Annotated in this window: 12 protein-coding genes and 1 other annotated feature; of the genes, 7 read left to right on the top strand and 5 right to left on the bottom strand. The window is 37.4% G+C overall.

Annotation, left to right across the window (positions count from 1 at the left end; all coding sequences use genetic code 11):
* Positions 1-85: 85 nt before the first annotated feature.
* The 3 genes from BQ6100_RS16380 to BQ6100_RS16370 all read right to left on the bottom strand — a co-directional run bounded on the left by BQ6100_RS16380 (position 86) and on the right by BQ6100_RS16370 (position 2417).
* Positions 86-1054: a polysaccharide biosynthesis protein gene (locus BQ6100_RS16380; protein ID WP_075982651.1), complete on the bottom strand. Its 969-nt coding sequence runs from the start codon at positions 1052-1054 to the stop codon at positions 86-88.
* Between the two features lie 51 nt (positions 1055-1105).
* A complete protein-coding gene (locus BQ6100_RS16375) occupies positions 1106-1735 on the bottom strand; it encodes a DUF1796 family putative cysteine peptidase (protein ID WP_075982650.1) in 630 nt (209 codons plus the stop codon).
* A gap of 301 nt (positions 1736-2036) precedes the next feature.
* Positions 2037-2417: a DUF4183 domain-containing protein gene (locus BQ6100_RS16370; protein ID WP_075982649.1), complete on the bottom strand. Its 381-nt coding sequence runs from the start codon at positions 2415-2417 to the stop codon at positions 2037-2039.
* A 220-nt stretch (positions 2418-2637) separates the two neighbouring features.
* On the opposite strand from BQ6100_RS16370, the gene BQ6100_RS16365 reads away from it, so the two are divergent.
* The 5 genes from BQ6100_RS16365 (at position 2638) to BQ6100_RS16345 (ending at position 9046) form a co-directional block, all read left to right on the top strand.
* Positions 2638-3870, top strand: coding sequence for a glycosyltransferase family 4 protein (locus BQ6100_RS16365; RefSeq protein WP_075982648.1), 1233 nt, complete (start codon positions 2638-2640; stop codon positions 3868-3870).
* Between the two features lie 123 nt (positions 3871-3993).
* Positions 3994-4920: an NAD-dependent epimerase/dehydratase family protein gene (locus tag BQ6100_RS16360; protein WP_075982647.1), complete on the top strand. Its 927-nt coding sequence runs from the start codon at positions 3994-3996 to the stop codon at positions 4918-4920.
* Positions 4921-5001: 81 nt separating this feature from the next.
* Complete coding sequence (locus BQ6100_RS16355; RefSeq protein ID WP_075982646.1) at positions 5002-5913, top strand: NAD-dependent epimerase/dehydratase family protein; 912 nt, start codon at positions 5002-5004, stop codon at positions 5911-5913.
* Positions 5914-6060: 147 nt separating this feature from the next.
* Positions 6061-6290, top strand: a binding site (T-box leader).
* A gap of 83 nt (positions 6291-6373) precedes the next feature.
* Positions 6374-8791 carry a leucine--tRNA ligase gene (gene leuS, locus BQ6100_RS16350; protein WP_075982645.1) on the top strand — a complete coding sequence of 806 codons (2418 nt, stop codon included), beginning with the start codon at positions 6374-6376 and terminating at the stop codon, positions 8789-8791.
* Positions 8792-8863: 72 nt separating this feature from the next.
* Positions 8864-9046 (top strand): sporulation protein Cse60, encoded by a 183-nt coding sequence (locus tag BQ6100_RS16345; protein ID WP_075982644.1) that lies wholly within the window; start codon positions 8864-8866, stop codon positions 9044-9046.
* Positions 9047-9068: 22 nt separating this feature from the next.
* On the opposite strand, the gene BQ6100_RS16340 is transcribed toward BQ6100_RS16345, so the two are convergent.
* Complete coding sequence (locus tag BQ6100_RS16340) at positions 9069-10328, bottom strand: BaiN/RdsA family NAD(P)/FAD-dependent oxidoreductase (protein ID WP_075982643.1); 1260 nt, start codon at positions 10326-10328, stop codon at positions 9069-9071.
* 376 nt (positions 10329-10704) lie between these two features.
* Between BQ6100_RS16340 and BQ6100_RS16335 the strand changes: the two genes are divergently transcribed.
* Positions 10705-12321: a putative polysaccharide biosynthesis protein gene (locus tag BQ6100_RS16335; protein ID WP_075982642.1), complete on the top strand. Its 1617-nt coding sequence runs from the start codon at positions 10705-10707 to the stop codon at positions 12319-12321.
* A 57-nt stretch (positions 12322-12378) separates the two neighbouring features.
* Here BQ6100_RS16335 and BQ6100_RS16330 read toward each other — a convergent pair whose 3' ends face one another.
* The gene (locus BQ6100_RS16330; RefSeq protein WP_075982641.1) at positions 12379-12600 is read right to left on the bottom strand and encodes a hypothetical protein; all 222 of its coding nucleotides are present in this window, start codon (positions 12598-12600) and stop codon (positions 12379-12381) included.
* 107 nt (positions 12601-12707) lie between these two features.
* On the opposite strand from BQ6100_RS16330, the gene BQ6100_RS16325 reads away from it, so the two are divergent.
* Positions 12708-13427 (top strand): pseudouridine synthase, encoded by a 720-nt coding sequence (locus tag BQ6100_RS16325; protein ID WP_075982640.1) that lies wholly within the window; start codon positions 12708-12710, stop codon positions 13425-13427.
* The last annotated feature ends 44 nt before the right edge of the window (positions 13428-13471 follow it).

Raw genomic sequence — 13471 nt, 5'->3', positions numbered from 1 at the left:
TTGAAAAAAATTCCCCTCTAATGCTAGAGATGAACCTTCTAGCATTGGAGGGATATTTTTAATGATTCACCTGAAATTGTGTGCATTATTGTAAAAAGCCTCCATTTATAAGGAGTTTCTTTACTTCTTCTTTCGACATAAGGTCTTTTGAATCTGTTAAGTAGGATTCATAAATTAAAGGGAATGCTGTCTTCCTCTCGTGGACAGGCAAGATGACTAGTAAATCCTGATCGTAGACAAAAGTACCTTCTTTTTCATAATCCCCAACAAGTACTTCTTCAATTTTTTCACCTGGTCTTGCATCGATTTCCGTCATTTTAATGTTAGCTTTACCATTATATTCGATTAGAATTTCAGCTAAGTCGATAATCCGACAAGCCTTCATTCTCAAAATAAATATTTCTCCACCTTTGCCAAAAGAGGCTGCTTTTATTAATGATTGAATGGCTTGCTTCGGGGTGACAAAATAGCGAGTCATTCGTTTGTCTGTAATTAGGATTTCATTTTTCTCTTCTATTTGTTTTTTAAATAAAGGTAGCACGCTTCCACTGCTTCCGAGAACATTTCCACCTCTAACACAGAGAAATTTGGTCTGTTCATCTAACTGATTTGCGTGAAGGATTAGCTTTTCACCTAATGCCTTTGCCATGCCATAGGTATTTACAGGGTCAGCTGCTTTATCTGTTGAAACATAAATGACCTTTTTTACTCCATTAATTATTGCTGCTTCAATCACATTTTGGGTGCCAATCACATTCGTTTTGATTGCTTCAAGAGGGTTGTCCTCACAGACAGGAACATGCTTAAGAGCAGCAAGATGAAAAATAAAGTCTACCCCTGTGCAGGCTTGCATTAGGGTATCCTTGTCCCTAATATCTCCAATAAAAAAGTGTAGTCTTGGGTCTTCAATTTCTCTTCTCATTTGTACTTGATTATTTTCATTTCTTGAGAATACTATAATTTTTTGAGGATGAAGAGATAAAAGCTGATGAATTAATTCGGTACCCCAAGAGCCTGTCCCTCCTGTAACTAGTACCACTGAATTTTTATACAATTTGGTTTCCTCCAGTAATTTGTTGAATATAATCTTTAGCTTTAAGAATAATCAATTCCCTTTTAATTGAATTCCTTCTAATATTTGCTGCCAAAGATGATTATTGCCTTCCCAGATCTCACTATTAGGAAATTCCAAAGCACAAACCTTTTCAAGTGGCCAGTTCTTTTCCACGATACCTGCAACACTCTTATGATTGATGAGAAGTACGCGAAAATCATGCTTTACAAGATTGGATAGAACCGATTGAAGTTCTTCTGCCTCCTCATATGAGCCCTCCGTACGGATAAACAATATCTTCTTAGCATGTTCCATCGTATTTAGGAACCGTTTGATTCGCCTATCATATTTTTCGCGAACCTCCTGATAGGATCCTAGATGTTGAAGGGAATTCTTGTCCGAACTGAAGTCATGATTTGAAACCATTTGATACGCATCATCGGATACGCAAATCATTTCTGGACCCGCATATCCGATAATCCTTAAATTCTCATAATCCATAAATCCAATAAAGCGGTTCCTCAAAAGACGATTGACATTTGATAATCGTGGAGAGGCCATCCAGTCGAAAACCCCAGAAAAAGGCCTGAGGTTATGCCTTTTCAATTGAATAGAGGTTAAACATAAATCGCCAAGACTAAATATGGCATCGTATTCCCCCTTTAACTCCTGCAAATTCATTTTTCTCAACTCCCTTATATCTAAATTGAAAGGTAAAAAAATATTTAGATTGGGTGCAAAGCACCTTTAAACCTTGTCTCCTTAGTAGATGCAGATAATAGTTAAAATGAAAGTGCAGTTTACCAATTTTTATAAAATGTGCTTTGTTCCTATTTCCTATATTTACATATGAAAAGAGGGTACCTGTTTGGCCCCTCTCAAAGGGAAATATTCTTTTATTGAGGGCATTTGATAAATGAAGGATAAAAATGTGAGTCTTAATTATGACAAATAGAAGAGCATGAGAAATTCTACAGAATGATTAAGTAAAATGGGTGGTTTTAACCGTTGGATTGAAGTTGACAATTTCTAAGATGATGGGGGTTCCTTTTTCAATCTCTGATCCCTCAGGAACAGATATTAGTAAAGAGCCTATTCCTTCCTCCCCTGCGGTATAGGAAAAAATATTTTCCATTTGTAGGACTCCATTGATATAAACATTAAAGTAACTATTATCCATATTTAATTCCGGTAATGCTTGAACAATTTCTCCTGAATCATTAAAGAATTGGGTCGTACTAATTTTATGTGTACTCAATTCTGCAATGGGTTCAGATGTTACATGAAATAGTCGCGTAATCGTTGGGGATAGTGATATTTTATTTTCTGATGAAATAGCGAGCTTGAATATTCTAAGTACCATATAATTCTCCTCCTTACAGGTTCTATATAATATATGAAAGCAGTTATAAGTAGCGATAGATAGACTAGGTTATTAATAAAAAATTGAAGAAAAGGCCTATTAAGGCCCATTTTTATCAATAAGGGTGGCAATTTATTATTTTAAAAGATATTTGTCTATACACTATGCATTCCCACGAAATATTGTGAATGTAGACGAGAATTATAGGAGAGATGTATAGATGAAAGTATTATTAGCCACCTATTGGACTATACCCCATTTGGGGGGAGTTTGGAATTATATGGTTCAGCTAAAGCAGAAGTTAGAGGAACTAGGACATGAAGTAGATTTACTAGGTTATGGAGATGACAATAATTCCGTTCATATCGTAAATAAAGGCAAAAAGGTTGAAAAGGAGAAACTGCTTCCGATTGTTAAATCAAAAATTAATCCTCAAACCCATCCAGAGGTATTTAAGAACAAATTAGTTGAATACACGGAAATTCAACGTTATGTATATGAGTTGGCTGCATTAAACCTTGGATTGAATCAATATGACATTATTCATACTCAGGATGTCATCTCGACTGCATGTATAAACCGTATCAGACCCGCTTATACCCCATTAGTAGCCACACTGCATGGTTCAGTTGCTCATGAGGTTAGAATGCAATTAGAAACGATTCATAAGTCTGAAACTTCCTATATGGCAAGGGAGTACTATGATGATCTTGAAAAAATAGGGGCAAGTACAGCTGAGGTTACAATTGTCGCTAATCAATGGTTGAAGAATATATTAGTATATGAATTTGGTGTAAAAAGTGAGCAAATAAAGATTCTCCATTATGGTTACGATACAGAAAATTTTATTAGACAAGTCAATCAAAAAACAGAAATCGAACGTCCAATAGATAAAAAAGTAATTATCTTCACAGGCAGGTTAGTTGATGTAAAAGGAGTTCATACCTTAATTTCAGCCTTAGGAAAATTAAAAAAATATCGCAATGATTGGGTTTGTTGGTTAGTGGGTACTGGAGACAAACAAGCTGAATTAAGAATCCAATGCAAGGTTCAGGGGGTTGAAGGGGATGTCGTCTTTATGGGATCAAGGGATGATATTCCTAATTTATTATCAAAATCAGATATTTTCGTGCTCCCAAGCATTTTAGACAACCAACCATTGTCATTAATTGAAGCACAAATTTCAGGAAAACCAGCGATTGTTAGTGATGTAGGAGGGCTTCCTGAGATGGTTGAGAATAATGTGACCGGATTTGTTATTCCAAAAGAAAACCCTGATATTCTTTGTGATAAGCTAGAGATTCTTCTTGGAAATGAGCAATTGCGCAAAAAATTTGGAACGAATGCAAAGAATTGGGGAATGACCCATTGGTCTTTGGAGAGAGGGGTAAGAGGATTATTAGATATCTATAGTGAAGCAATAGTAAAAAGACTTCGAAATATAAAAGGGTAAATTGTAAAAAAGAGAATACGTTTAAAACCGTGAAACCAAGAAATTCAGTTAAAGGACATCTGACTTATACCACTTATTCTCAAATAACATACATTATTGGAAAACTAAAAAGGAGAATAGGTAATGAAAATCATAGTCACAGGTGGAGCGGGGTTTATTGGATCACACCTCGTAGATGCACTCATCAAAAGGGGGCATGAGGTGCATGTATTGGACAATCTTACGACAGGACAGCTTAAAAATCTTAATCCAAAGGCCATACCCCATTTTGTAGATATATGTAAAGGAAGGGCAAAGGAGCTAATTATTGAGGTGAAGCCAGAGGTTGTTTATCATCTGGCAGCCCAAGCGGATGTTGGGAGATCAGTTACAAACCCTTCATTTGATGCTGAGGTAAATATCAATGGGACAATTAATATTTTAGAAGCTTGTAGTGAATTATCCGTTAAGAAATTGATTTTTGCCTCAACATCAGCGGTATATGGGAATTTAGAGACAGATTTATTAAAGGAGGAAGATATAACAGCTCCTACATCCTATTATGGCCTATCGAAGCTAACGGCAGAATCTTATATTAGAATGTTTAATGAATTATATGCTCTTCCTTATACTATTTTACGTTATGCTAACGTTTATGGACCTAGGCAAATACCAAAGGGTGAAGGTGGAGTGGTTGCAGTCTTCTTAGACAGATTGGCAAGGGGTCAGTCTCTTACTATACACGGAGATGGAGAACAAACAAGGGACCTTATTTATGTTAAGGATGTTGTAGAAGCGAATTTAGCTGCTTTAAAACTTGGAAATGGACAAACACTTCATGTTAGCACATCACAAAGAACTTCAATCAATGACATGGTGAAAAGGCTTGAGACGCTACATCATCAACCAATTAAGACTATTCGAGCCATTGGGAGAATAGGTGACATTAAACACAGCTGTTTAGATAATAGAAAAGCTATGCAATTTCTAAATTGGTCCCCAAAGATAGATATCCTTGATGGTTTGTCGAAAACCTATACCTCCTTTTTTCCTGGAGATGACAAATATTGATTCATCTTGTTTTCGTTTCTTCGGTCGAAAAAAGGATAGCAACTATGACTCCAACTAATCCTGAGGAAGGTTGGATCCATCATGAGTGAGCAGCAACGAATGATGATTACAGGAGCCAGTGGGTTTACTGGCATTCACGCATGTGAAAATTTTTTAAAACAAGGATTTCAGATAATTGCTGTAACAAGTAGAAACCAGTTCCCATATGAATATGAAGGAATGACCCAGGTGCCTTGCAACCTTACTAGAAAAAATGAAGTATTCCAACTAATCCAATCAACACAACCACATTACCTTCTACACCTTGCAGGTCAGAATCATGTACCAACCTCCTGGAATGATCCTATGACAACCTTTGAAGTGAATTGTTTGTCGACTATCTATATTATTGAGGCGATTCGAAGGTATGCCCCTTTATGCAAAATAGTTGTTGTAGGGTCGCTTCTCCAATTTGATCCGAACCAACCATCTACCCTTCAGCATCCCTATAGTTTTAGTAAGACCATGCAGGCTATTGCTGCGTTATCATGGCAGTCGCTCTTTGGAATGAACATAATGATTGCCAAACCATCAAATTTGATTGGTCCGGGTAATTCAAATGGAGTTTGCTCAATTATTGCCCAAAGGATAGCTGAAATGGAAAGGAAGGGATCGGATCCAGTTCTCGAATTGAATAACTTATATGCAGCCCGTGACTTTTTGGACGTAAGGGACGCTGTTAAAGCATACGCACGGCTTTTTGAGAGTGGGACTGCTGGGGAGCAATATCATGTATGTTCAGGGAACACTTATTATATTAAGAAAATTGCAGAAATATTTCATTCCATAGCAAAGGTTGATTTTAGAATGAAAGGAATGAACGATAACCCGGAACCACTAACAGATGTTAAACCGACGTTGCTTTCAAATCTTGGATGGACACCTCAAATTCCATTAAAGCAATCATTAACTGAAATTCTAGAATATAAGAGGAGAATAACAGGATCTAGTTAAGTTAAAATAAGGAGGCTAGCTCTCATCACTGCTTTTTATTTTGAGTTAGCCTTTGTAAACGAAGTGAGCAATCGAAATAAACAACAATTATTAGACGACTTGCATCTTACAATCAAATTTAATACAATATGACTATATTTTATAAAAATAAAGACGATGACGAGGAATAGTAATAATGTGTATCCTGTATTAGAGAGTTGACGGTTGGTGAGAGTCAATCAGGTCCATTATGAACTCGCCTTCTGAGTTGCAAGTATGAAACATGGAGTAATACTTGCCGTTTACCGCGTTAAGGATTAATGAAGCGAGTGGCAAAAGCTGCTAATGTGGGTGGTACCGCGGGAGATTAAAACATACATAATCCTCTCGTCCCTTTAGGGATGGGAGTTTTTTTATTTAAAAAGCTCAAGATCCATCATAATACATTTGCTTATATTTTCAAATTAGGAGGAAAAAAACGATGAGCTTCAATCATCAAGAGATTGAAAAGAAGTGGCAAAAATATTGGGAAGAATCCAAAACATTTAAAACAACAGAAGATAAAGGAAAACGGAAATTCTATGCATTAGATATGTTTCCTTATCCTTCTGGCGCGGGGCTTCACGTGGGTCATCCTGAAGGTTACACCGCTACAGATATTTTATCAAGAATGAAGAGAATGCAAGGCTATAATGTTCTTCACCCAATGGGATGGGATGCATTTGGATTGCCTGCTGAACAATACGCTTTAGATACTGGAAATGATCCTGCAGAATTTACAAAGCTGAATATTGAGACCTTCCGCCGTCAAATCAAATCACTAGGTTTTTCCTATGATTGGGATCGTGAAGTAAATACAACTGATCCAAGCTATTATAAATGGACACAATGGATCTTTTTAAAGCTATTTGAGAAAGGCTTGGCTTATATTGATGAAGTACCGGTTAACTGGTGTCCTGCTCTTGGAACGGTACTTGCTAACGAGGAAGTCATTGATGGAAAAAGCGAACGCGGTGGGCATCCGGTTGAGCGTCGTCCAATGAAACAATGGATGTTAAGAATTACAGCCTATGCTGATCGTTTATTGGAAGATTTAGAGGAACTAGACTGGCCCGAAAGTCTTAAAGATATGCAGCGAAATTGGATTGGCCGCTCAGAAGGGGCAGAAGTAACCTTTGAAATCGAAGGCCAAGATGGTACCTTTACTGTTTTTACCACTAGACCTGATACATTATTTGGTGCAACCTATGCGGTATTAGCTCCTGAGCATGAATTAGTAAAACAGATTACTTCTGTGGAACAAAAAGATGCCGTTTCAGCTTATTTAGATCAAGTGAAAATGAAGAGTGACTTAGAACGAACTGACCTTGCGAAGGATAAAACTGGAGTATTTACAGGGGCATTTGCGATAAACCCAGTGAATGGAGAAAAGATGCCCATTTGGATTGCCGACTATGTTTTAGTGAGTTATGGAACGGGTGCAATCATGGCGGTTCCTGGTCATGATGAACGAGACTATGAATTCGCGAAAAAATTCGGCCTGCCAATTATTGAAGTTGTTGCAGGTGGAGATGTTACAAAGGAGGCATATGCTGGGGACGGACCTCACGTAAACTCTGATTTCTTAAACGGATTAAACAAAGAAGAAGCCATTCAAAAGATGATTTCCTGGCTTGAAGAGAAAGGAATCGGAACGAAAAAGGTTACTTATCGCCTTCGCGATTGGTTGTTCAGCCGCCAAAGATATTGGGGTGAACCCATTCCGGTTATTCATTGGGAAGACGGTACAATGACAGCTGTTCCAGATGAAGAGCTTCCATTAACCCTTCCAAAGACAACAGAAATCAAGCCATCTGGAACGGGCGAATCTCCTTTGGCAAATATCGAGGATTGGGTCAATGTTGTTGATCCTAAAACAGGTAAAAAAGGTCGTCGTGAAACGAATACCATGCCACAATGGGCAGGAAGCTGCTGGTATTATTTGCGTTATATTGACCCGAAAAATGAGCAAGCGCTCGCTGACCTGGAAAAATTAAAAGAATGGCTTCCAGTTGATATATATATCGGTGGTGCAGAGCATGCTGTGCTTCACTTGTTATATGCACGCTTCTGGCATAAATTCCTTTATGATATCGGTGCGGTTACGACAAAAGAACCATTCCAAAGATTATTCAACCAAGGGATGATACTTGGTGAAAATAATGAAAAAATGAGTAAATCAAAAGGAAATGTTGTCAACCCTGACGAAATCGTAGGTACACATGGTGCAGACACCCTTCGTCTATATGAAATGTTCATGGGACCATTGGATGCTTCCATTGCATGGTCTACAAATGGTCTTGATGGCTCTCGCAGGTTCTTAGATCGTATATGGCGTCTACTTGTGGAAGAGGATGGCTCATTAAGTCCAAAAATCCAGGATACAGATGAATCAAATAGCCTTGAAAAAATCTATCATCAAACCGTGAAAAAGGTAACGGAGGACTTTGAAGGTCTTCGCTTTAATACAGCTATTTCACAATTAATGGTATTTATCAATGAGGCCTATAAAGCGACCGTTTTACCAAAAGCATTCATTGAAGGCTTTGTGAAAATGCTTGCTCCAATTTGTCCGCATATTTCTGAGGAACTATGGGAAAAGCTTGGATATGGTGAGACGATTTCCTATCAATCTTGGCCTGCATACGATGAGGCGAAGCTTGTGGATGATGAGGTTGAAATTGTAGTCCAAATAAATGGTAAAGTGAAAGCAAAAATGATGGTTCCAACTGGAATGAAAAAAGAAGACCTAGAGCAATTAGCCATGGATGATAACAAAGTAAAAGAGCAAATTGATGGAAAAACTATCCGTAAGGTTATTGCTGTACCGGGTAAGCTTGTCAATATTGTAGCGAACTAAAATAATTTCCCTTTCTTGTATAAATTTATCAGCATTTGGGCACTTTGGTGAATAAAAGAAAGGGAGAGGGAAATGATTCAGGTCAAACTGTTCGATCAAGAGCATGAAAAGGATCTTGAATTGGAGATGAATCGTTTTTTACAAACGATTGAAGAAAAAAAGCTTTTGGATATTAAATATAATATAGCTGCCATTCAAGAAGAAGAGGATGAACAAATATACTGTTTTTCGGCAATGGTCATTTATAGAGCCTGATTTTCATAATCAGGCTCTATTTTTACATATGTAGAGAATATTTTGCGGCGTTCTTTCCTGCGAGTCTTCCTGTCACGAGGGCAGATGTAATGTTATAACCACCAGTATAGCCATGAATATCGAGAATCTCCCCACAAAAATATAGCCCATTCATCAATTTAGATGCCATTGTTTGCGGTTCAATTTCTTTAACAGAGACCCCACCACCCGTAACAAATGCCTTCTCTAGGGGGAGGGTACCATTTACTTGAAACTGAAATTGCTTGCACAATTTCGCAAGGCCTCTAATCTTTTCATTTGAAAGATTAGCACCTAAACAGCTTTGGTCTACATCCATCCGTTCAAGTAAAAATAATAAGTAGCGCTCAGGAAGAATTCCTTTTAAAATATTTTTAATACTCTTTTTAGAATCGGATTTGACCATTTTTAGAATTTCCTGAAAAAGTACTTCCTCTTTTTTAGTGGGAAAGGCATCGATATTCATTGTAACTTCGTTTATTTTGTATTTTTTCATAGCCTTTATTACGAATTGGCTGCATCGTAGAACTGCCGGCCCGCTTATTCCAAAGTGAGTGAATATCATATCCATTTGATGAGTGATAATTGGCTTTCCCTTTGGATTGAGAACACTTAATCCTATTCCTCTTAAGGAAAGGCCTTGTAAGGCTTTCTCCTTTATAAAGGGTTCGTTTGAAGTAAGAGGAACTTCTGTAGGAAATAAATCGGTGATGGTATGACCGGCTTTTTGCGCCCATGCATACCCATCCCCTGTGGAGCCAGTATGAGGGACAGACTTTCCTCCAACAGCTATAACAACTGAAGTACTTTTGTATACAGACCCGTTTTTCAGCTTAACAACGACTTGTTCACCATATTCTATATCATCAACAGGAGCATTTTTTAGGATTTCAACCTGTAATTCATCGATGCGTTTGATCAAAGCATCGACAACAGATTGAGCTTTATTAGATACAGGGAACATTCGACCATGGTCTTCTTCTTTTAATTCGATTCCAAGGTTCTCGAAAAACTCGATGATATCTTCATTGCTAAAAATTGAAAAAGCACTATACAGAAACCTACCGTTTCCAGGAATATGCTTAACAATTTCGTCAATTGGAAGTCTATTTGTTACATTGCAGCGGCCTCCCCCAGAAATAGCAAGCTTCTTCCCAAGCTTGTCTCCTTTATCAATCAGAAGGACTCTAGCACCTTGTTCACCTGCAGCGATGGAGGCCATTAATCCTGAAGGTCCACCACCGATGACAATCACATCAAACATAGAATCACCAACTTTATCCTTTCATTTCAATCCTTTATCAAATCATTATAAATCAAATCTAAAGGAATAGAAAAGCTTACAATCATATTCACGTCCCTTTTTAGAATTTCAGAATAGGTTTGAACTGGCACATAAAGGGAAAGAAGGGTAAACTACAAATAGTGTATAGAGAAACATGTAATAATAAGTTCACACATATTAGTTGAAAAGTTTGTTAAAATGTTAAGTTGGAATGCCATTTTAGAAAAGAATTTACCGATTAGTTTAGTATGATTCTTTCTGGATACTGTATCTATTAATCAGCATTTTTCACCTAAGAGGCTAACATATGCCTGTCACCACAGGGCAGCCTCATTTCTAGTTAGGAAGGGATTTTATGTCGTCTAAGCTATTAAGAGGAACGTTCATTTTAACATTAGGAACCTTTTTATCTAAATTCCTCGGTTTATTTTATGTTATACCTTTTTACGCTATTGTTGGGAAACACGGTACGGTACTTTATCAGTATTCCTACGTACCTTATACAATATTTATCAGTATAGCGACAGCGGGAGTTCCGTTAGCTGTTTCGAAATTTATCTCGAAATATAATGCAATGGGTGAATATGCAGTCGGACGAAAATTATTTAAGTCTGGTCTCCTCATCATGATGATTAGTGGGATCGTGTCCTTTTTAATCTTATATTTTACAGCTCCTGTCATTGCGGGAATAACGATTAATGATAAGGATCTGAAATCAAGTGTGGAAGATGTTGCGACCGTTATTCGTGCAGTAAGCTTCGCACTCATTATCATTCCTTTTATGAGCTTGATTCGAGGCTTTTTCCAGGGGCATCAATCGATGGGTCCTTCTGCTGTTTCGCAGGTAGTAGAACAGCTAGTTCGGATTATATTCTTATTGACTGGAGCATTCATTGTTCTAAAGGTAATGAATGGCAGCTTAATTACCGCTGTTAGTGTGGCTACATTTGCTGCGTTTATTGGGGGAATTGGTAGCCTTTTTGTCTTATTTTGGTATTGGTATAAACGAAAGCCATATCTAGATGAATTGCTTTTAGAGGATCAAGGAAATGTCGATATTTCCCTTAAAGATATGTATAAAGAAATCCTTCTTTATGCAGCTCCTTTTGTTTTAGTTGGGATTGCAAATCCGTTATTCCAATTTATTGATCAGCTCACCTTTAACCGTGCAATGGTAGAAATCGGTTTGGAGAAGCTGTCAGAGGATGCCTTATCAATATTAAATTATCAAACACATAAATTGGTCATTATTCCTGTTTCATTAGCTACTGCCTTTTCCTTAACATTAGTTCCAAGTGTGACTAAGTCTTTTATTGAAGGAGATCGAAGTGGGCTCGTTCGCCAGCTTAATCAGACCTTTCAGGTTTTGTTGTTTTTAACATTACCGGCTTCCGTTGGATTGTCCATGCTGGCTGAACCCATTTATACTGCCTTTTACGGATATGATCCAATGGGTGGAGCTGTCTTAAATCACTATGCACCTGTGGCAATCCTATTTGCACTTTATTCTGTGACTGCAGCTATCCTTCAAGGGATTAACGAACAAAGATTTACCATTCTAAGTCTTTTAGTTGGGATTCTGATTAAGCTGAGTCTAAATATCCCTTTAATTAAATTGATGCAGACTGACGGAGCTATTCTTGCTACTTCATTAGGTTATTTAACAGCAATACTAATAAATTTATTTGTCATTAAAGCCTTCTCCAAATACCCATTCCGTCTTGTATGGAGAAGAAGCTTACTTATCATCATCTTTACGGCTATCATGTATATTGGAGTGGAAATTGTTAATCACGTGCTTACTCTGTTCTTATCAACAGAATCTAGATTTGATTCTATTATTATCATTGTGCTCTGCGCAGTAGTTGGAGTATTGATTTATTTCTACTTAGGTTTTAAAACAAAACTAATTAATTTCCTATTTGGTGAAAGAGCAGATCGATTGAAGAGGAAATTAAGGATATTTGGTTAAAATAGAATATTCTTTTCATAATTGGAGGCTGACTCCTAAAGGTCAGCCTCCTTATTTCTAATATTCGTCTCTAATTCCAAGTCGTCTTTCAATACGATCTAATCTACGATTTATGCGCTCAACTTGGTTATCTAATCTGTTGACACGACGATCTAATTGATCTAATCGGCGATCGATATTGCCTACACCTCCAGGGAATCCACCTGGAAATCCTCCTTGTGTTCTAGGATCCACTGGTGGAAGGTATCCAATCTGTTGAGGTTGTTGTGGGTAATACATACACTCATCTCCTTTTGATTATCTAAGCATGTTAGCAGTCTATGCCCTTTTGGAAATGTCGAAACGGATATTCGCCTAGTTAAACTAAAAATGGAGGGATTTATGTCATGAGAATTGATAAAATGCTTGCAAATCTTGGATTTGGAAGTAGGAAAGAAGTCAAACAGCTTCTTAAAAGTGGTTCTGTTACGGTGAATGATCAAGTGGCTAAGGATGCTAAGTTTCAAGTACATCCTGAAGTGGATGTCGTTAATGTAGGTGGAGAATTGGTAGAGTATAGGGAGTTTATTTATTTAATGATGAATAAACCACCTGGAGTCATTTCTGCAACTGAGGACCCTTCAATGGAAACTGTCATTGATTTATTAGAAATAGAAGATGCAGTCTATTCTCCATTCCCTGTAGGACGTTTAGATAAAGATACGGAAGGCCTGCTTTTGCTAACAAATGATGGTCAACTGGCACATCGCCTATTATCACCAAAAAAGCACGTTCCAAAAACATATTTTGCTATTATTGATGGTGAGGTTTCTGAAAGCGATATTTTAAGTTTTAAACGAGGCATCACATTGGATGATGGTTATGTAACAAAGCCTGGAGAGTTAGTAATTCTTAAATCTGGAATTCGTTCAGAAATTGAAGTAACGATAACCGAAGGGAAATTTCATCAAGTAAAGAGAATGTTCGAAGCAGTTGGGAAACGGGTTGTTTATTTACAAAGGATTTCGATGGGACCACTAACACTTGATGAGAGCCTTGAACTAGGAGAATATCGGGAGCTTTTGGAGGAGGAAATCCAACTCTTAATGGAAAATGAAAATAAATAAAAGAGATGATTTCTTATGCAAGGTAATCGTTTAGACAAAGTGAA

The sequence above is a fragment of the Bacillus massilinigeriensis genome (assembly GCF_900117315.1).
In the GTDB taxonomy this organism is placed as follows: Bacteria; Bacillota; Bacilli; order Bacillales; family Cytobacillaceae; genus Bacillus_BE; species Bacillus_BE massilionigeriensis.
The sequence above is the reverse complement of the archived record's forward strand: the minus strand, read 5'-3'. Positions and strand labels throughout refer to the sequence as shown.